Origin of the sequence: Streptomyces sp. SID10853, from assembly GCF_010548145.1 — a bacterium.
Taxonomy (GTDB): domain Bacteria; phylum Actinomycetota; class Actinomycetes; order Streptomycetales; family Streptomycetaceae; genus Streptomyces.
The window spans coordinates 1-17,743 of the sequence record NZ_JAAGLN010000019.1; the positions used below are offsets into that span (position 1 = coordinate 1).

General features: G+C 71.8%; 17 protein-coding genes. 11 read left to right on the forward strand and 6 right to left on the reverse strand.

Translation table 11 applies throughout. From position 1 onward, the window contains the following. A partial coding sequence (locus G3I19_RS06465) for a TOBE domain-containing protein (RefSeq protein WP_164260430.1) occupies nucleotides 1–764 on the forward strand: 764 nt, incomplete at its 5' end. Between the two features lie 49 nt (nucleotides 765–813). On the opposite strand, the gene G3I19_RS06470 is transcribed toward G3I19_RS06465, so the two are convergent. Next, a complete protein-coding gene (locus G3I19_RS06470; RefSeq protein WP_164260432.1) occupies nucleotides 814–2,052 on the reverse strand; it encodes an MFS transporter in 1,239 nt (412 codons plus the stop codon). A 200-nt stretch (nucleotides 2,053–2,252) separates the two neighbouring features. Between G3I19_RS06470 and G3I19_RS06475 the strand changes: the two genes are divergently transcribed. The 5 genes from G3I19_RS06475 to G3I19_RS06495 all read left to right on the forward strand — a co-directional run bounded on the left by G3I19_RS06475 (nucleotide 2,253) and on the right by G3I19_RS06495 (nucleotide 6,963). Next, the gene (locus tag G3I19_RS06475; protein ID WP_164260434.1) at nucleotides 2,253–2,768 is read left to right on the forward strand and encodes a MarR family transcriptional regulator; all 516 of its coding nucleotides are present in this window, start codon (nucleotides 2,253–2,255) and stop codon (nucleotides 2,766–2,768) included. Nucleotides 2,769–3,132: 364 nt separating this feature from the next. After that, nucleotides 3,133–3,522 carry a hypothetical protein gene (locus G3I19_RS06480; protein ID WP_164260436.1) on the forward strand — a complete coding sequence of 130 codons (390 nt, stop codon included), beginning with the start codon at nucleotides 3,133–3,135 and terminating at the stop codon, nucleotides 3,520–3,522. A gap of 28 nt (nucleotides 3,523–3,550) precedes the next feature. Continuing rightward, nucleotides 3,551–4,195: a TetR family transcriptional regulator gene (locus G3I19_RS06485; RefSeq protein ID WP_203599244.1), complete on the forward strand. Its 645-nt coding sequence runs from the start codon at nucleotides 3,551–3,553 to the stop codon at nucleotides 4,193–4,195. Nucleotides 4,196–4,285: 90 nt separating this feature from the next. Further along, nucleotides 4,286–5,623 carry a hypothetical protein gene (locus G3I19_RS06490; protein ID WP_164260438.1) on the forward strand — a complete coding sequence of 446 codons (1,338 nt, stop codon included), beginning with the start codon at nucleotides 4,286–4,288 and terminating at the stop codon, nucleotides 5,621–5,623. Between the two features lie 71 nt (nucleotides 5,624–5,694). Beyond that, a complete protein-coding gene (locus G3I19_RS06495) occupies nucleotides 5,695–6,963 on the forward strand; it encodes an MFS transporter (protein WP_164260440.1) in 1,269 nt (422 codons plus the stop codon). Nucleotides 6,964–7,014: 51 nt separating this feature from the next. Here G3I19_RS06495 and G3I19_RS06500 read toward each other — a convergent pair whose 3' ends face one another. From G3I19_RS06500 to G3I19_RS06515, 4 genes are all read right to left on the reverse strand, one after another. Beyond that, nucleotides 7,015–8,421, reverse strand: a complete 1,407-nt coding sequence (locus tag G3I19_RS06500) for a GAF domain-containing protein (protein WP_164260442.1) — start codon at nucleotides 8,419–8,421, stop codon at nucleotides 7,015–7,017. Nucleotides 8,422–8,490: 69 nt separating this feature from the next. After that, nucleotides 8,491–9,528 (reverse strand): rod shape-determining protein, encoded by a 1,038-nt coding sequence (locus G3I19_RS06505; protein ID WP_164260444.1) that lies wholly within the window; start codon nucleotides 9,526–9,528, stop codon nucleotides 8,491–8,493. Nucleotides 9,529–9,710: 182 nt separating this feature from the next. Beyond that, a complete protein-coding gene (locus tag G3I19_RS06510) occupies nucleotides 9,711–10,289 on the reverse strand; it encodes a hypothetical protein (RefSeq protein WP_164260446.1) in 579 nt (192 codons plus the stop codon). A gap of 85 nt (nucleotides 10,290–10,374) precedes the next feature. Continuing rightward, nucleotides 10,375–10,806 carry a MarR family transcriptional regulator gene (locus G3I19_RS06515; protein WP_164260448.1) on the reverse strand — a complete coding sequence of 144 codons (432 nt, stop codon included), beginning with the start codon at nucleotides 10,804–10,806 and terminating at the stop codon, nucleotides 10,375–10,377. Nucleotides 10,807–10,927: 121 nt separating this feature from the next. On the opposite strand from G3I19_RS06515, the gene G3I19_RS06520 reads away from it, so the two are divergent. From G3I19_RS06520 to G3I19_RS06535, 4 genes are all read left to right on the forward strand, one after another. Further along, nucleotides 10,928–11,947 (forward strand): NADP-dependent oxidoreductase, encoded by a 1,020-nt coding sequence (locus tag G3I19_RS06520; protein WP_164260450.1) that lies wholly within the window; start codon nucleotides 10,928–10,930, stop codon nucleotides 11,945–11,947. 64 nt (nucleotides 11,948–12,011) lie between these two features. After that, nucleotides 12,012–12,440, forward strand: coding sequence for an organic hydroperoxide resistance protein (locus tag G3I19_RS06525; RefSeq protein ID WP_164260452.1), 429 nt, complete (start codon nucleotides 12,012–12,014; stop codon nucleotides 12,438–12,440). Nucleotides 12,441–12,783: 343 nt separating this feature from the next. Continuing rightward, nucleotides 12,784–13,587, forward strand: a complete 804-nt coding sequence (locus G3I19_RS06530) for an IclR family transcriptional regulator (protein ID WP_164260454.1) — start codon at nucleotides 12,784–12,786, stop codon at nucleotides 13,585–13,587. Between the two features lie 10 nt (nucleotides 13,588–13,597). Continuing rightward, nucleotides 13,598–14,530 carry an EI24 domain-containing protein gene (locus tag G3I19_RS06535; RefSeq protein ID WP_164260456.1) on the forward strand — a complete coding sequence of 311 codons (933 nt, stop codon included), beginning with the start codon at nucleotides 13,598–13,600 and terminating at the stop codon, nucleotides 14,528–14,530. Between the two features lie 20 nt (nucleotides 14,531–14,550). Here G3I19_RS06535 and G3I19_RS06540 read toward each other — a convergent pair whose 3' ends face one another. Continuing rightward, complete coding sequence (locus G3I19_RS06540) at nucleotides 14,551–15,126, reverse strand: TetR/AcrR family transcriptional regulator (RefSeq protein WP_164260457.1); 576 nt, start codon at nucleotides 15,124–15,126, stop codon at nucleotides 14,551–14,553. 159 nt (nucleotides 15,127–15,285) lie between these two features. Between G3I19_RS06540 and G3I19_RS06545 the strand changes: the two genes are divergently transcribed. Next, nucleotides 15,286–17,739 carry a glycoside hydrolase family 3 C-terminal domain-containing protein gene (locus G3I19_RS06545; protein WP_164260459.1) on the forward strand — a complete coding sequence of 818 codons (2,454 nt, stop codon included), beginning with the start codon at nucleotides 15,286–15,288 and terminating at the stop codon, nucleotides 17,737–17,739. Nucleotides 17,740–17,743: the final 4 nt, after the last annotated feature.

A 17,743-nucleotide genomic window follows, 5' to 3' on the forward strand; every position in this document is an offset into this window, starting at 1 on the left:
GGCTGCGCTCGCGCCGGGTGCCGCGCGCCGAGGCACGCAGGGAGGCGGCCCAGTGGCTTGAGCGGCTCGGCGTCGGTCACCTCGCCGCCCGCAAGCCCTCCCAGCTCTCCGGCGGCCAGGCCCACCGCGTCGCCCTCGCCAGGGCGCTGGCGGCCCGCCCCAGGCTGCTGCTTCTCGACGAGCCGCTCGCCGCCCTCGACCAGACCACCCGGGCCCATGTACGGCACACCCTGCGCTCGCATCTCAGCGGCTTCGCCGGGGTCTGTCTGATCGTCACCCATGACCCGGTGGAGGCGGTCTCGCTGGCCGACCGGGTCCTCGTACTGGACGACGGCCGTACGCTCCAGGACGCCCCGCCCGCCGAGGTCACCCTGCACCCGCGGTCGCCGTGGGTGGCCCGGATGCTCGGCCGCAACGCCTGGACCGGCACCGCGTCCGGCGACGGCCTCACCCTCACCGGCGGCGGCCGGCTCGTCGTCGCCGACCGGCTCGACGAGGGCGCGAAGGCGCTGGCGATCATCGCGCCCGAAGCCGTGTCCGTCCACCGGGACCGGCCGTCGGGCAGCCCGCGCAACGTCTGGCCCGGCACCGTACGCGAGATCACCTCGGCGGGCAGCAGGCTCCGCGTCCTCATCACCTCGGCCGAAGCGCCCGACCTGGTCGCGGAGATCACCCCGCAGGCCGCGCTCGAACTCGGCCTCGCGGACGGCGTACCGGTGTGGACCAGTGTCAAGGCCACCGAGATCACCCTGGTCGAGGTCTAGGCCTGTCGGTTCGGGTGGTCGAGGACGGCGAGGGCAGGCGGAGCAGGCTTCATGTGGTGTCTGCTGGCCGGCGCTTCCTGCTGGTGTGGGAGCGGTCGGTGGTCCAGGCGAGCGCCGCGACGACGGGGAAGGCTGCCGCGGTGAGGGTGACCGCACGCCAGTTGCTCACGTGGTAGGCGAGAGTGCCGAGTTGGGAGCCGATGGCGCCGCCGATGAAGAAGGTGGCGATGTAGACGCTGGTGATCCGGGCGCGGGCGTCCGCGTCGAGTTGGTAGATGGTGTGCTGTCCGAAGACCAGGGAGCACTGCACGGCGCAGTCCAGGAGGACCGCGGCGGCGGCGAGGACGAGGATCTGGTGGGCGGCCAGGCCGGCCCAGATGAGGGTGGCGGAGGCGAGCAGGCAGGTCACGGGGGTGAGCCGGTGCGCGAGCTCTCGGTCGGCGAGGCGGCCCGCGAGAGGGGCGACGAGCGCGCCGGCGGCACCGACGAAGGCGAACAGGCCGACCTGGAGCTGGGAGTAGTCGTACGGCGCGGTGGTCAGGACGTAGGAGATGGTCGTCCAGAACGCGCTGAAGGCCGCGAACATGCAGGCGTGGTAGAAGGACCGGCGGCGCAGCTGCGGGTGCACGCGGATCAGGCGGGCCGTGGAACGCAGCAGCGCGGTGTAGGAGTCGGTGCTGGTGGGGGCCCGGTGGGGCAGCGTGCGGCGCAGGACAAGGGCCAGGACCGCCATCAGGGCGGCGGAGACCAGGTAGACAGTGCGCCAGCCCGCGAGGTCGGCGAGCAGGCTGCCGACGGTGCGGGAGAGCAGGATCCCGGCGAGCAGTCCGCTCATCACCTTGCCCACCACGGCGCCGCGCAGGTGATCGGGGGCGAGGTCGGCGGCGTAGGGGACGAGCACCTGCGCGACGACGGAGGTGGCGCCCGCGACGAGCGCGGCGATGAGCAGGACGGTGAAGGTGGGGGCGAGGCCGCCGGCGGCCATGGCCAGGGCCGTGACGGCGAGCAGGACGGAGACCAGACGGGAGGTCTCGATGCGGTCGCCGAGGGGGACCAGGAACACCATGCCGGCGGCGTAGCCGAGCTGGGTCAGGGTGATCAGCAGGCCGGCGGTCGAGTCCTGGAGCTGGAAGGCCCGGCGCAGCATCTCCAGGAGCGGCTGGGCGTAGTAGAGGTTGGCCACGGTCAGCCCGCAGGACGTGGCCAGGAGTATGACCAGCCGGCCGGGCAGGGCTGACTGTCGCGCGTGTGACTCCGGTGTGGCACGGGCGGCTGCGGGTACGGGCATGGGCTGTCTCCGGATACGGATGTGGGCAGGGGCGGAAGCCGGGCCGATTCCACAGACTCCACAGATCTGACGGCCCAGGGTCTGTGCCCTGGCCTGACGCGGACACTTCGAGCACTTCGAGCACTTCGATCGCCGGAGCGGGCAGCCGGCCGATCTAGAACCGTGGTTCTATATTGAACTCCGATTCAATATAGAACGCGATGAGTACCATGTCAAAGATGAAGAACTCGGGCGACCCGCTGCCTCAGGGGATCGAAATCGGTGCACTGTCCAGGATTATTCGGCACCACTTCGCCGACCGGATCGAGCAGGTCATCCACCCCCTGGGGCTCACCCTCGGGCAGTGGACGGTGCTGCGGGAGCTGAAGCGGACCCCCGGCGCCTCCGCTTCGGAGCTCGCGCGCGCCGCGGTCCACACACCGCAGGCCGTCAGCCGTCTCGTCCGGACCCTGCAGGAGGAGGGGCTGGTGGAGCGCTCCCCGGCCCGGGGCCGGGTGGTGGACAACCACCTCACGGCCAAGGGGCGCAAGGTGGTGGATGAGACCTTCATCCGGATCGAGGCCCGGCTGGCTCCGGCGCTGGAGAAGTTCGACAGGGCCAACGCCGAGGAGTTCCGCCGTCTGTCCCGTCTCCTCATCGAAGCCCTGGAAGACCCGGCCGACCTGGCCGACCTGGCCGACCTGGCCGACCTGGCCGACCCGGCCGACCCGGCCTGAGCCGGGCGCCCGGGACTCGGGGGCGAGCGGGCCGGGATCGAGGCCCTGGCGTTGTGGAGGACCCCGCCCCAACTGAACGGCCTCTGAAGTACCTGAAGTCCCTGGAGTGCCTGGAGTACCTGAAGTCCCTGGAGTACCTGAAGTCCCTCGGCTCCCGCCTGTCACCGCCTCACCCTGACCCAGGACCCCGGCCCCGCGGCCGGGGTCCTCGCGTTGCCCGCCTGCCGCACACCTCACCGTTGGAGCGTTTGACATAGGAGTCACTATCCGAATAGCGTTGGCTATATGAAAGCCGCTGGGTCGGACCATGGCACTCGGCCGGGCGCCGGTCCGGGCGGCTCCACACCTCTCTCGGAGTGAAGAAATGACGTCTTCGTCGAAAGTCATCCGCTATGTGCTCGGCGGCCTGCTGATCGGCGGGTTCTGGTACCTCAACCGCGGCAGGCCGGTGTGGGAGGAGGCGCTGCGTACCATCGCCGTCTTCGCCGTGGTGATGTTCCTGCTGAAGTCCCGGCTCAAGCGCAAGGGCATCGAGGTCCACCTGGTGCCCCTGGTCGCGTCGAAGGCCGTCCTGGTCGTGATCGCGGCCGTGGTCGAGGATCAGCTCATGGACACGGTCGGCAACGCCTCGCTCGTCGTCGCGGTCGGCCTCGGCCTCGCGGTCATGCTGCTCGGCCCGCTGGGGGACCGGCACTACTTCACTCACCTCGCGCCGTCCGCGCCCGCGAGGTCCACGCCGGGACAATTGACGTAATTCTTGCTATTTCGATAGAGTTCGCTATATGAGAGACGAAGACGAGCGTCCGAGACGCCTGACCCGGGCGGAGACCAAGGCGCGTACCAGGGCCCTGCTGCTGGAGGCCGCCGCGCAGGTGTTCGCCCGCAAGGGCTTCGCGGGGGCGTCGGTCGACGACATCGCGGAGAGCGCGGGCTTCTCCACCGGGGCGCTGTACTCGAACTTCGCCAGTAAGGACGAGTTGTTCGTCGAGCTGCTCTCGAAGCGGAGCGGCAGCCGTCTCGCCGAGGCCGCCGAGATCGTGTCCGACCGGAGCGGCAGTGTCGAGGACGAGCAGGCACTGCTGTCCCGTCTGCTGGTCGACGTCGCGGGCGAGGACATGGATCTGGCCCCGCTCCAGGCGGAGTTCTGGCTGTACGCGATCCGCCGCCCCGAGTTCCAGGAGCGCATGGCCTCGCAGTTCCGCGCCAACCGGGACGCGTTGAGCACGGTCCTGGCCGACCGGGCCAAGGAGCGCGGACAGTCCGGCGACGTCCCGTTCGACGGCGTCGCCACGGTCGTGATGGCCCTGTTCCAAGGACTTGTCCAGCTCCGCCGGATGGATCCGGAGCTGGTCCCCGAGAATCTCTACGGCGACGCCGTGCACTGGCTGTTCAGCGGTCTCAGCGCAGCACACCGGGCGAAGGACTGACCCACGTCCCGGTGTGAGCGAGCGGCTCGCTGGTGGTCACGGCGGACGCCCCGGGCGGTCGACGCCCGCCGACACCAGGAGGCGCACGCAGTGCAGCACCCACCCAAAGCGACCGCCCGCACCTGCGGCCGGTCCGGCCCGCGGCTCCGGCTGACCGCCGTACTCGCGGCCGTCGCCCTGGCCGCCATCGGATGCACCTCGTCCGGCACCCACCACTCCACCCCGCACAGCACTTCGTCCGGCACCCCGCAAGGGACATCGACGACCACGGGCAGCGGCATCCGGCCCCTGACGGACCCCGGGTCGAAGGACAAGGGGGTCTACTTCTCCGACCCCTATCCCATCCACCGGGCCGCGCCCTACCGCGGCGGCGGCAGCCAGTACTTCTCCGGCACCACCAAGGCACTGCTCGACTGTCCGACCGGGACCACCGCGCACTGCACGGTCGGCAAGAAGGTCACGGTGACGCCGGGGCCCGCCCTGGTCAGGGCCGCCAAGCGGTACGGGTCACGGACGACGGCCGTCATCAACACCAACATCTACCAACGGGACTCCGGCGCCTGGGAGATGGCGGCGACCATGTACGTGAAGAACCCCGCCCACCCGCAGGCCGCCCCGTGGACCGTGGTGGTCCACGCACACGCCAGGCACCCGTCGCCCTCCGCCGTCCCGACGGCCTGGGCCGCCGACTCCCTGATCGCCGGGTCCTTCGCCCATCCGCAGAAGGCCAACTACGACGGGAAGTACATCGAGGACGGCGGCAGGCTCTACCTCGTCTACAGCAAGCTGCTCACCGCATCGCCCCAGCACGACGGGATCGTGGCGCAGGAGATGGCCTCCCCCTCCCGCCCCGCGAAAACCGGCCCCGTGCTGCTGCTCGGGCCCCAGGAGGCACAGGGCGGCTACGGCTCGGAGTACTTCTTCGGCCTGGACCAGCCCAAGAAGTTCAAGCTCATCGAGACGGGCAACATCACCGAGGTCGACGGAAAGTACCTGATGGCCTACTCGACCGGCGCGTACAACGAGCCCGACTACAAGGCGGGGCTGGCGTGGTCCGACACCCTGATACCCCCGCACGGCTCCTCGTACCGCAGGATCACCGCCAAGGACACCGCCGGAGTGTGGGGAAAGCCGGGAGGCACCGAAGTGGACTACCTCCTCCAGACCCAGGAGAAGGCGTGGCCGCACTACGTGGCGGACCAGGTCCTCGCCCCCGGGGTGCCCTCCGTCGTCGACAACAAGGGCAAGTGGTCCCTGTACTTCGCCGGATACCTCCCGACGGACGCCCCGCACCTCTCCGACGGGCACTACGACGCGAGCCACCGGCGCCCGTACGTCATGCCGCTGAAGGTGGACATCCCCGGCGGCACCAGCGTGCGGCAGGCGACCGACGCGGAACTCGCCCGCTGGGTGACCAGGGCGCCCTGAGCGGGGCGGCGGTGACCGGGCTCACCGGACCGGGCGTCCGGTCCGGAGGGCGCCGCCGGTTAGCATCCCCTGTGACTGAGATACGCCCGCCCAAGGAGGCGCCGATACGTCGGCGCATACTCGCCGACCTCACCCCGCTGCGCACATCCCCCGACTTCCGGCGGCTCTGGTTCGGCAACACCGTCTCCTGGGTCGGGCAGGGCATGACCGCCCTGGCGATCTCGCTCCAGGTCTACGACCTCACGCGGTCCAGCTTCTCCGTCGGCCTCGTCGGGCTGTTCTCGCTGGTGCCGCTCGTCGCCTTCGGCCTCTACGGAGGGGCCATCGCCGACACACTCGACCGCCGCAAACTCGGGCTCTACAGCGCCCTCGGATCAGCGGTCCTCTCGGTCGCACTCTCGTCGGCCGCGTTCGCCGGCTTCCAGCATGTCTGGTTCCTGTACGGCATCGTGGCCCTCCAGTCCGTCTGCGCCGCGCTCAACGCCCCGGCCAGATCCGCGATGATCCCCCGGCTGCTGCCGGGCGGACAACTGCCGGCGGCCAACGCCTTGTCCTCGATGACCAGCACCTTCGGGACACTGATCGGACCGATGCTCGGCGGTCTCATCGTCGGCTTCTGGGGCTACCAGGCCGCGTATCTGATCGACGCCGTCTCCTTCCTGGCCGCCCTGTACGCGATGTGGCGGCTGCCGTCGATGCTCCCCGACCGGGCCGCCGGATCGAAGAGCCGCGCCTCGGTGCTGGACGGGCTGCGCTTCCTGGCCACCCGCCCCAACCTCCGGATGACGTTCTTCTCGGACTTCTGCGCCATGATCCTGGCCCAGCCGCGGGCACTGTTCCCCGCGGTCGCCGTCCTCTGGTACGGGGGCGACGCCCGCACCACCGGGCTGCTGGTCGCGGCCCCCGCGGTGGGCGCGCTGCTCGGCGGGGTCTTCTCCGGCTGGCTGGGCGGCATCCACCGGCACGGCCTCGCGATCGTGCTCGCGGTCGCCGGGTGGGGGCTCGCCATCGCGGTGTTCGGCCTGACCAGGAACCTCTGGCTCGGGCTGTTCTTCCTCGCGCTCGCCGGTGCGGCCGACACCGTGTCGATGGTCTTCCGCAACACGATGATGCAGGTCGCGGCGCCGGACGAGATGCGGGGCAGGCTCCAGGGGGTCTTCATCGTGGTCGTGGCGGGCGGCCCGCGCCTGGGCGACTTCCTCGCGGGCTCGGCCGGTGATCTGGCCACCCCGACCGCGGCCGTGGTCGGCGGCGGCCTCGCCTGCGTCCTCGCGGTCACCACCCTCGGCCTGACCCGGCGCGGCTTCCTCCGCTACGACGCCAGGTCGCCGGTGCCGTAAGCCGCACAGAGGTGCCGTTACGACGCCTTCCACACCTACGACGCCCGACACCTACGACGCCTCCCACACCAGGGTGTTCCCCTCCGCTCCCTCCGGTGTCCCGTCGTGCGTGACGGTCAGGCGTACCGGATCCTCCCGCGCGTCGACCACCACCGCCACCTGTGAGACATCGGGCAGCCGGTGCGCGCGGGCCAGCGCCCGGCGCAGGGCGGCCAGCAGCTCCGCACCGGTCCGGTCCGTGATCCGCGAGTCCACCGGGCCGAGGAAGTGCACCGACGGCGCGAACCCCAGCAGGACCCGCGCGCCGTCCGTCTCCCGCAGCACCTGGCCGCGCAGCGTCGACGGCGCGTCGGCGGGCGGCTGCTGGAGCGCGAAGATCGCCGTCCTGACGTCCTGGATGGTCGAGTCCAGCTCGTCGACCGCCCGGCCGATCAGCTCACCCAGCTCCGTACCGGCCGCCCGCCGCCGGGTCGACTCCAGCATCATCTCCGTCGCGAAGAGCCGCTGGACGACGAGGTCGTGCAGATCGCGGGCGATCCGGTCGCGGTCCTCGAACACCGCGAGCCGCTCGCGGTTCTGCCGGGCATCGGCCAGGACGAGCGCGAGCGCGGCCTGCGAGGCGAACTGCAGGGCGAGCGTCCGGTCCGCCGCGTTGTAGGGGCGGCCGCTGCGCCGCCTGGGCAGCGCGAGTGTGCCGATCAGCTTGCCGCCGCTCTGCAGCGGCAGCATCATGCTCGGCCCGAAGCGGGCGCGTACATGTGTGGTCATCCGGGGATCGGTCGACGAGTCCTCGATGTACACCGGGTCCCCGTTGAGCAACTGGACGAGGACGGGGGAGCCCGGCGCGATCGTGGCGCCGATGAGGTCGCCCGGGTCCTCGAAGGTCGAGGCGGCGACGATCTCCATCCCGCCGCTCGCGGTGGGCAGGAGCACCACACCCGCGACGGCGTCGGCGAGACTCCTGGCCTGTTCGGCGACGGTGGTCAGCGCGTCGGTGGCGCTCTCGCCGGTGAGCAGCGCATTGGTGACGGCCGCGGCCCCCTTGATCCACCGCTCGCGGAGCCTGGCCGTCTCGTACAGCCGGGCGTTGCCGATCGCGATGCCCGCTTGGGCGGCGAGCACCCGCAGCATCGCCTCGTCGTCCCGGTCGAAGTCCCCCCGGTGTTTGTCCGCCAGGTGCAGGGTCCCGAAGACCTGCTGGTGGACCCGGACGGGGAGCCGCAGCAGACCAGGGGTGTCGTCGGCGATGCCGATCAGCGCGTCGCCGTCGGTGCCGGTCGTGAACAGGTCGCTGAGGCGGTCCCGCTCCGGGTCGACCACGCCGAGCGCCCCGCTCCCGGCGTCCGTCAGCCGGGCCGCCGAGTCCACGATGTGCTGGAGCGTGCCGCGCAGTTCGAGGTCCGTACCGACGCTCAGCACCGCTTCGAGCAGCACCGGCAGCCGTCTGTCACCGGTCATCGTGGTCCCCCGGGTCCGATCCGGTCGTCCGCAGGCCCCGGCGGCGGCGCCGGGGCAGGTGAGCGGTCGTCAGCTGCTCAGCGGCGCCAGCGTCATGGGCTCGATCCTGCCCTCCAGCATCGCGCCGAGCCCGAGGACCGAGCAGACGTCGGGCCGCTCGGCGATGTGCACCGGCATTCGCGTCGCGTTGCGCACCATCTGTTCGAGGCCGGGCAGCAGAGCGCTCCCGCCGACCATCATGATGCCGCGGTCCGAGAGGTCGGCGACCAGATCGGGCGGGCAGCCGCGCAGCACCCGGCCGATGCCGTCGAGCACAGCGGTCAGCGGGGTGTGGACGGCCTCGCGTACGGCCGCGGTGTCGACGCGGACCGAACGGGCGAGCCCGGTGGCCACGTCCCGGCCGTGGATCTCGGTGAACTCGGGCCCGTCCAGGGTCAGCCCGTTCCCGCTGAGCGCCACCTGCAGCGGCCGTACCGACTGGCTCGGCAGCAGCAGCTCGTGGTGCTGGCGCAGATGCTGGACGATGGCCCGGTCGATGGCCTCACCGCCGACCGGGATCCGCTCGGCGGTGACGATCGAGCCGAGCGACAGTACGGCGATCTGCGTGGTCGCCGCGCCGCAGACCATGATCATGGTGGCGGTCGGCTGCTCGACGGGCAGCCCGCAGCCGACGGCGGCGGCGATGAGGGTGTCGACCAGCTCGACCTTCCGGGCGCCGAGCCCCACCAGGGTCTCGATCGTGGCGCGCTGCGCCAGCGGGTCCGACTCGTGCGGGGTGCACGCGGCGGCGCGCAGCATCGGGGTGCGCCGCAGCCTGCGCCGCAGCTTGTCACCGAGGAGCTGCCCCAGCATGCGCCGGGCCAGGTCGATGTCGACGACGGTGCCGCCCGTGACGGGGCGTGCCACCCGGATGTAGCCGGGGGTACGGCCGGTCATCTGCTCGGCGAACGAGCCGACGGCGATGAGCGCGCCCGTCCGGCTGTTCACCGCGACGACGCTGGGTTCGTCCACGACGAGCCCCATGCCCTTGACGAACACCCGGGTCCGCGCGGCCCCCAGGTCGACGGCTACCTGGCAACGGCGCAACTGCTCAAGACTGACGGTCACGGCACGATCTCCCGAGAAACGCTGAGGTGGAGCACCGGCGGTGGCCGGTCCTCATCGCATCGTGCGACGGCCGCAACCGGAGCGCGCGCTGGGCTGAGCCGCCCGGGTGGTGCCCTGATCCGAATGGGAGTCCTCGCCGGAAAACGAGCCCGTGGTGACCGGAAAGAGTGACCGGACAGCCCTTAGCGGGGTGTGCCGGCGGGCCGTACCTCCTGGAGCAGCCCCCAGGTGAACTCGGCGACGGCCGGGTGCCCGCCGGGCAGGGTGAGGGCCAGCCGCCACCGGGTCGGCGCGGTGCCCTCCATCGGCCGTACGGGGGCGAAGGCGCGGGCCACCTCGTCCACCGTGCAGGACCAGGGCCGCAGGTCGTCCGCCGTGTGCAGGGGCGGCGCGGCGGCGCCGGGGGCGCGGACCAGCCACTCGTTCCACACCGCGCCGCCGGGCGCGGTCAGCACCTCGAACCGCAGTCCTGGCCAGAGCGGTACCGGCCACTGCAGGGCGTCGCACTCCAGATCGCCGATCTTCCTGCGGGCGGTGGCCGATGGTTCGCCGAGCACCGAGCGGTAGCGCTGCGCGGCGCCACGGGACCGGGGCGAGCGGACCATCGCCTGCCAGCGCCGGTTCGCCTCGCGCATCTCCGCGAGGCCGACGCCGAGCTCCCGGCGGGCGTCATCGACGAGCACCGGCTGATGGTCGGCCATCCGGCGCAGCAGCACCAGCTGGAAGTCGAGCGGCCCGAACGGGGGCGTGGAAGGCGGCATACACCCATCCTGCCGCTACGCCGCGCGGCCCCGGCCCGGCGGGTGCGGGCGAGCCCCACCAGGGGCTGTCCGGTGGACGAAGCCCCTACCCCTCCGTACGCCCCAGCATCCGCTTCAGCAGGTCCCGCAGCACCGTCCGCTCACCGGCCGACAGCTCACCCAGCGGCTCCCGGGCGAAATCCATCGTGGCGCGCAGCTCCCCGGAGGTCCGCCGGCCCGCGTCGGTGGCGGCGGCGATCTTGACCCGCCGGTCGGCGGGGTCGGGGCGGCGCTCGGCGAGGCCGCGTGCTTCGAGCCGGTCGACGATCCCGGTGACGTTCGACGGCTCGCACTTCAGATGGCCGGCGAGCCGGCGCATGGGCATGGGCTCGATGGACAGCAGCCCCAGGACGCGTGCCTGGGCGCCGGTGAGGGAGTGCGCGGCCGCCGCCTCGTCGTACTCCTCGTGGTACCGGGCGACGACCTCACCGATCAGCTCGACGACTTCCAGGGTGAGCGGGTCTGTACGAGTGGCCATGCCCACCATGGTACGCACATGCTTGACAATCTAAAATATCCAGGCGCATGGTTGTTTGAGGCAGTAGATATTTCACACCATGAAGCTTTTGGATGAAGCTTTGCTCAGGAGGTTGTACCCGATGTCCGCACTCCCCACGACCGGCCGCGCATGGCATCTCACCGCCCGTCCGGACGGCTGGCCCACCCCTGCGGACTTCGCCCTGCGCGAGGTTCCGGTGTCCGAGCCCGCCGACGGCCGGATCCTGGTCCGCAACCTCTTCTTCTCGGTCGACCCGTACATGCGCGGCCGGATGAACGACGTGAAGTCGTACACCCCGCCCTTCCAGCTCGACAAGCCGATGGACGGCGGCGCGGTCGGCGAGGTCATCGCGTCGAACGCCGAGGGCTTCGCGGTGGGCGACCACGTCCTGCACGGGCTCGGCTGGCGTGAGTACGCGCAGGTGCCGGCCAAGCACGCCACCAAGGTCGACCCCTCGGCCGCGCCGCTCTCCGCCTACCTCGGTGTGCTCGGGATGACGGGCCTCACCGCCTACGCCGGTCTCTTCGACGTCGCCTCCTTCAAGGAGGGCGACACGGTCTTCGTCTCCGGTGCCGCGGGCGCCGTGGGCAGCCAGGTCGGCCAGATGGCCAGGATCAAGGGCGCGGCCCGCGTCATCGGTTCGGCGGGCTCCGACGAGAAGGTCAGGCACCTCGTCGACGACCTCGGCTTCGACGCCGCGTTCAACTACAAGAACGGCCCGGTGACGAAGCAGCTGCGCGAGGCGGCCCCCGACGGCATCGACGTGTACTTCGACAACGTCGGCGGCGAGCATCTCGAAGCGGCCATCACCTCGTTCAACGTGCACGGCCGCGCCACGATCTGCGGGATGATCTCGCAGTACAACAACACCGAGGCCAGCCCGGCCCCGCGCAACCTCGCACTGGTCATCGGCAAGCGGCTGCGGCTCCAGGGCATGCTGGTCGGCGATCACGCCGCCCTCCAGCCGCAGTTCGTCGAGGACGTCGCCGGCTGGATCGCCTCCGGCGAGCTCACGTACCAGGAAACGGTCGTCGAAGGTGTCGAGCAGGGCGTCGAGGCGTTTCTCGGTCTGCTGCGCGGTGAGAACACCGGGAAGATGATCGTCGCCGTCAACCAGTAGTCTCGTCACCAGGCCGCCGCGGTCGTGGGCGCGAGACGCGGCGTACACAACAGAAGGAACTCGCATGGCAATCCAGAAGATCGATGTCGCGTACACCGCCGTCGCCACCGCGGAGAACGGCCGTGACGGCCGGGTCGCCTCGAACGACGGCAAGCTCGACGTCGTCGTCAACCCGCCGAAGGAGATGGGCGGGAGCGGCGCGGGCACCAACCCGGAGCAGCTTTTCGCCGCCGGTTACAGCGCGTGCTTCCAGGGTGCGCTGGGTGTCGTCGCCCGCCAGGAGAAGGCCGACATCTCCGGCTCGACCGTGACCGCGGCCGTCTCCATCGGCAAGACCGAGCAGGGCGGCTTCGGCCTGGAGGTCACCATCACGGCCTCCATCCCGAACGTCGACGCGGCCACCGCGCAGTCGCTGATCGAGAAGGCGCACCAGGTGTGCCCGTACTCGAACGCCACCCGTGGCAACATCAAGGTCGACCTCGCCGTCGCCTGATCATGACGGGCTGATCCCGGCTCCGGCCGGGACGGAAGGGCCGCACCCGCTCCGGCGGGGGCGGCCTTTGTCCGTACGGCGTGCTGCCGCACCGCGTGCTGCCGCACCGCGTGCTGCCGTACGGCGTGCTGCCGTACGGCGTGCTGCCGCACCGCGTGCTGCCGTACGGCGTGCTGCCGCACCGCGTGCTGCCGCACCGCGTGCGTCTCCCGGCTGTGGCCCGGGCCCCCACTCGTGCCCGCCCGGCCGTTGCCCGCCGAACCGCGCTGTGCGTACGGTGTGTTCGCGATCCCGGACAAGGGCCGGAATCTCGAACGCGAACAGAAGGGGTGGGTGGACCACCATGGGACGACTGGTCCCGGCGGTGACCAGGGCGCTGGATGTTCTCGAACTCTTCCTCGAAGGGAACGGTTCGCTCTCCGCGCCCGATGTGACCCGCAGACTTCAGCTGCCGCGCACCACCGTGCACGAGCTGCTCACCACACTCGCGGCCCGCTCCTATCTGGCGCCGGTCCCCGAGCAGCCGGGCCACTACCGGCTCGGCGTACGGACGTACCAGCTCGGCAGCCGGTACGCGGAACAGCTCGACCTCGCAGCCGAGGGGCAGCGGGTCGCCCGCGAGGTCGCCGAGACCTGCGACGAGACCGTCCATGTCGCCATCCTGGAGGACACCGACGTCATCTACATCGCGAAGGTCGACTCCACCCACGCGGTCCGGATGGTCTCGGCCGCCGGGCGTCGGCTGCCCGCGCACTGCACGTCCGTCGGCAAGATGCTGCTCGCCTCGCTGCCCGACGCCGAGCTGACCGCGCGGATCACCGGGCGCGAACTCACCGCGATGACGCCCCACAGCGTGACCGATCCGGCCGCTCTGCGGGCGGCGCTCGACCTGGTCGGGGAGCGCGGGTTCGCGGTCGAGCACCGTGAATCCAACCCGGACGTGAGCTGTGTGGCGGCTCCGGTGCGCGACAGCTCAGGCGAGGTCGTCGCGGCACTCTCCATCTCGGTCCCGATGATCCGCTGGAGCGAGGAGCGCGAGAGCGAGCTGGCGCGGCTGGCCCGGGACGGCGCGGCCGAACTCTCCACCCGGCTCGGCCACCGGGGGCGGCCCGTGCTCGGCGACAGCGCCCGGCAGGCTCCCCGATAGGCTGCGGCGCATGGGTGATCTCGGGGCGGGTTTCGGTTATCTGGTGAAGGGCCAGCGCTGGGTCGGCCGGCGTGGCAGGCAGTACGGATTCGGGCTGCTGCCGGGGCTGATCACACTCGTCCTGTACGTGGCGGCGCTGGTCGCGCTCGTGTTCTGGGCGGATGACGCCGTCGCGTGGGCGACCCCCTTCGCCGACACCTGGAGCACGCCCTGGCCGGGCCTGCTGCGGGGCTTTCTGACCGTACTGCTCTGGGCGCTGGCCCTGCTGCTCGCCGTCGTCTCGTTCACCGCGATGACCCTGCTGATCGGCCAGCCCTTCTACGAGGCGCTCTCGGAGCGGGTCGACGCGTCGGAGGGCGGCCAAGTCCCGGAAAGCGGCCTCTCGTTCTGGCGGGAACTGTGGATATCCGCGCGGGACAGCCTCCGCGTCCTGGTGCGGGTGGCGCTCTACGGGCTGCTGCTCTTCGCCGCCGGATTCCTGCCGGTCGTCGGCCAGACCGTCGTCCCCGCGATCGGCTTCTGCGTCTCCGGCTTCTTCCTCGCCGAGGAGCTGACGGCGGTGGCGCTGCAGCGGCGCGGTCTGGAGTTCAGGGAGCGGCTGGCCCTGCTGAAGAGCCGCCGCCTGCTGACCCTGGGCTTCGGGGTCCCGCTGACGCTGTGCTTCCTGGTGCCGCTGGTCGCGGTCTTCCTCATGCCGGGCGCGGTGGCGGGGGCGACGCTGATGGCGCGCGACCTGAGGGGCGAGAGGGCCGAACCGGACACGGCGCCCGACCCTGATACCGTGCCCGGCCCTGGCATCGCGCCGGACCCTGACACCGCGCCGGGCGCCGCGTCCCCACCGACGTCATCCGCACCGACCGCATCCGCACCGACGTCATCCGCACCGACGGCACCCGCGCCCCCGGCCGCCGGGCCCGGGCCCGCCCCCTCCCGTACCGCGTAACGACAGGCCCGCCCCGCGCCTCACTCCGCCGCGCCACCGCCGAGCAGGGTCGTGAAGGCGCGGAACGCGGTGGGCATGTCCACCGAATCGGGGTCGAGCAGCCACTGGTACTGCAGACCGTCCATCACCGCCACCAGGAGCGGCGCCACCTCATCCGGCGTCAGCCCGCTCGGCAGTCGGTCCCCGAACTCGCCGCGCAGGGTGGCCGCCATCGACCCCCGCACCTGCACATAGCGGCGGGTGAAGAACTCCCGCGCCGGATGCCCGTCCGTGACGCTCTCGCCGAGCAGGGCGGCGAAGGTCTGCACGATCCCCGGCCGCATCGCGTTGTACTCCACGAGTGAGCCGAGCAGTTCGAGCGGCCACGCCTCGCCGGAGCGTGCCGACGCACCCGGATCCCAGCGGTCGCGGGCTTCCAGCACGGCGACGAGCAGCGCGTCCTTGCTCGGGAAGTAGTGCAGCAGCCCCTGCTGGGTGAGGCCCACCCGCTCGGCGACCGCCCCGAGCGTCGTCCCGCGGTAGCCGCGCTCCGCGATGACCTCAAGGGCCGCACGGAGGATCTCCGCCCGCCGCCCCTCGCCTCTGGCGCTCCCCATCCACCGGCTCCTTTCCCCGTACGTGTTCTCCGAGGACCGTACGACATCGAGCATCACGAAGAGATAACGAAACCTACCGATCTACCGGTCCACGGGTCAGGATGGAGACATCACGCACGGGACTGCGGGACTTCAGCACGCCAAGACGGAGGTACGACGGTGGCAGCCACCCCCATCAACGAAGCGGACCGGGTCCGCGAGGCCGCGGTCGAGGCCGCTCTCGGCGCTCTCGATCTCGACACCAAGGCCCGGCTGCTCTCCGGGCAGGACTTCTGGTCCCTCCCGGCGCTCCCGGAGATCGGGCTGCGGTCCCTCGTCATGTCGGACGGCCCGATCGGCGTCCGCGGCGTGCGCTGGACCGCCGACGACCCCTCCATCGCCCTGCCGTCACCGACCGCGCTCGCCGCCACCTGGGACCCGGAGCTGGCCCACCGGGCCGGTGTCCTCCTCGCCCAGGAGGCCCGGCGCAAGGGCGTGCACGTCCTGCTCGCGCCGACCGTCAATCTGCACCGCTCACCGCTGGGCGGGCGCCACTTCGAGTGCTACTCCGAGGACCCGTACCTCACCGGCGAGATCGGCACCGGCTACGTGCGCGGGGTGCAGAGCGGCGGCGTCGGCACCACGGTCAAGCACTTCGTCGGCAACGACGCGGAGACCGACCGCTTCACCGTCAACAACCTCATCGCCCCGCGCCCGCTGCGCGAGCTGTATCTGGCACCCTTCGAGGCCATCGTCGAGAACGCCCACCCCTGGGGCATCATGACCGCGTACAACACGGTCAACGGCACGACGATGACCGAGCACCGCTACCTCGTCAACGAAGTCCTGCGCGGCGAGTGGCACTTCGACGGCTTCAACGTCTCCGACTGGACGGCCGCGCGCTCCACCGCCGGTGACATCCTCGGCGGGCTCGACGTCGCGATGCCGGGCCCGGTCACCCCGTACGGTGAGCCGCTGGCGGCCGCCGTCAGGGCGGGCGAGGTCCCCGAGAGCGCGGTCGACGACGCGGTACGGAACGTCCTGCGGCTCGCCGCCAGGACCGGCGTCCTCGACGGTGCCCCGCCGGTCGTCACCGATCTCCCGGCGGAGACCGACGGGCGTGAGCTGGCCCGCGAGATCGCCCGCCGCGCGTTCGTGCTCGTACGCAACGAGGGCGGCGCGCTGCCCCTCGACGCCTCACGGACCCGCAAGGTCGCGCTCATCGGCGCCGCCGCCCGCGACGCCCGCATCCTCGGCGGCGGCTCGGCCACCGTCTTCCCGACCCGGGTGGTCGCGCCCCTCGACGGGCTGGCGGCCGCGCTCCCCGAGGGCGCCGTCAGCTACGCGCTCGGTGCCGACCCGAGCGGCCAACTCGCCGCAGCGGGCAAGGGGTTCGCCCTGCACGCCATCTGCCGTGACAAGGCGGGCCGGATCATCGGCACCGCCTCGGTGCCCGGCGGGCGCATCCAGTGGGTGGGCAGCGATCTGCCCGACGGAGTGACCCACGAGGCGCTGCACACCATCGAGGTCAAGGGCACGTTCACGCCCAGGGAGAGCGGCGAGCACACCTTCGGCACCCGCGGCCTCGGCGGCTTCCGGCTCACCGTCGGCGAGCAGGTCCTCTTCGCGGCGGACGAGCTGCCCGGCGACGAGGCCGACCCGTTCGCCGCGGTCTTCGGCGGCCCCGTCGAGCGCGGCACCGCCACCCTCACCGCCGGTGAGCCGGTCGCGATCGGCTTCGAGTACACCGTCTTCAAGAGCGCCGGAGCCCGGCTCCAGGCCATCGGCTTCTCGCTGATGCACCGCGACCCGCAGCGCGACCCCGATGAGCTCATCGCCGAAGCCGTGGCCGCCGCCCGCGCGGCCGACACCGCCGTGGTGGTCGTGGCCACCACCGAGGAGGTCGAGTCCGAGGGCTTCGACCGCAAGGACCTCAGGCTGCCCGGCCGCCAGGACGACCTGGTGCGCGCCGTGGCCGCCGCCAACCCGAACACGGTCGTGGTCGTCAACGCCGGCTCCCCGGTGGAGCTGCCCTGGCGCGACGACGTGGCGGCGGTGCTGCTCAGCTGGTTCCCGGGCCAGGAGGGCGGCGCGGCACTCGCCGACGTACTCCTCGGCGCGGCGGAGCCGGGCGGGCGGCTCCCCACCACCTGGCCGGCGGTCCTGGACGACGCCCCGGTCCGCAGGGTCGAGCCGGAGGGCGGCGAACTCCCTTACGAAGAAGGCGTGTTCATCGGCTACCGGGCCTGGGACCGCGCCGGTGCGACGCCCGCCTACCCCTTCGGCCACGGCCTGGGCTACACCGAGTGGAGCTACGAGTCGGTGGCGGCGACAGCGGAGACCGCCACCGTCCGCATCCGCAACACCGGCGCCCGCGCCGGGCGCGAAACGGTCCAGGTCTACGCGGCCCCGGCCGACCCAGGAACGGACCGGGCCGTCCGCGCGCTGGCCGGATTCGCCACCGTGGAAGCGGAACCGGGGGAGACGGCCGAGGTGGCCGTCGCGCTCTCCTCCCGGGCCTTCGAGACCTGGGACGAGGAGACGGGCGGCTGGACGAAGCGCCCCGGCGGCTACGAGATCCGGGCCGGCCGCTCCCTGACCGACACCAGGCTGGCGGTCACGATCACGCTCTGACGCT

Bases quoted from the DNA above. Each gene is read 5' to 3' on its own strand.
- G3I19_RS06470 (WP_164260432.1), bottom strand. From the start codon at position 2,052: ATGCCCGTACCCGCAGCCGCCCGTGCCACACCGGAGTCACACGCGCGA.
- G3I19_RS06475 (WP_164260434.1), top strand. From the start codon at position 2,253: ATGAGTACCATGTCAAAGATGAAGAACTCGGGCGACCCGCTGCCTCAG.
- G3I19_RS06480 (WP_164260436.1), top strand. From the start codon at position 3,133: ATGACGTCTTCGTCGAAAGTCATCCGCTATGTGCTCGGCGGCCTGCTG.
- G3I19_RS06485 (WP_203599244.1), top strand. From the start codon at position 3,551: ATGAGAGACGAAGACGAGCGTCCGAGACGCCTGACCCGGGCGGAGACC.
- G3I19_RS06500 (WP_164260442.1), bottom strand. From the start codon at position 8,421: ATGACCGGTGACAGACGGCTGCCGGTGCTGCTCGAAGCGGTGCTGAGC.
- G3I19_RS06510 (WP_164260446.1), bottom strand. From the start codon at position 10,289: ATGCCGCCTTCCACGCCCCCGTTCGGGCCGCTCGACTTCCAGCTGGTG.
- G3I19_RS06515 (WP_164260448.1), bottom strand. From the start codon at position 10,806: ATGGCCACTCGTACAGACCCGCTCACCCTGGAAGTCGTCGAGCTGATC.
- G3I19_RS06520 (WP_164260450.1), top strand. From the start codon at position 10,928: ATGTCCGCACTCCCCACGACCGGCCGCGCATGGCATCTCACCGCCCGT.
- G3I19_RS06525 (WP_164260452.1), top strand. From the start codon at position 12,012: ATGGCAATCCAGAAGATCGATGTCGCGTACACCGCCGTCGCCACCGCG.
- G3I19_RS06530 (WP_164260454.1), top strand. From the start codon at position 12,784: ATGGGACGACTGGTCCCGGCGGTGACCAGGGCGCTGGATGTTCTCGAA.
- G3I19_RS06535 (WP_164260456.1), top strand. From the start codon at position 13,598: ATGGGTGATCTCGGGGCGGGTTTCGGTTATCTGGTGAAGGGCCAGCGC.
- G3I19_RS06540 (WP_164260457.1), bottom strand. From the start codon at position 15,126: ATGGGGAGCGCCAGAGGCGAGGGGCGGCGGGCGGAGATCCTCCGTGCG.